Genomic DNA, 386 nt, shown 5'->3' with positions numbered 1-386 from the left:
GGGTGCTCCACCTTGGCCCGGATGCTGGCTTTCATGTATTCGATGTTGATGGCCGTTTTGTTCTTGCGTGGATGCTGTTTCAAGGTTCTTACCTTGCCGGGGCGCTCGGCGATCAGCCAGTCCACATCCACCTCGGCCAGCTCCTCGCGCTGTGGCGCCCCTTGGTAGCCGGCATCGGCTGAGACAAATTGCTCCTCTCCATGCAGCAGATTACCCAGCTGATTGAGGTCATGCTCGTTGGCCGCGGTGGTGACTAGGCTGTGGGTCAGGCCACTCTTGGCATCGACACCAATGTGGGCCTTCATGCCAAAGTGCCACTGATTGCCTTTCTTGGTCTGATGCATCTGCGGATCGCGTTGCTGCTCTTTGTTCTTGGTCGAGCTGGG

General features: G+C 58.0%; 1 protein-coding gene. It reads right to left on the bottom strand.

Annotated elements, in window-relative coordinates; all coding sequences use genetic code 11:
• On the bottom strand, positions 1-386 hold a 386-nt coding region (locus ACNPAA_RS21120; RefSeq protein ID WP_417892006.1), incomplete at both ends, for an IS5 family transposase.

The organism is Aeromonas sp. PS2Canimalfood6, assembly GCF_048276795.1.
Taxonomy (GTDB): Bacteria; Pseudomonadota; Gammaproteobacteria; order Enterobacterales; family Aeromonadaceae; genus Aeromonas; species Aeromonas caviae.
The sequence above is the reverse complement of the archived record's forward strand: the minus strand, read 5'-3'. Positions and strand labels throughout refer to the sequence as shown.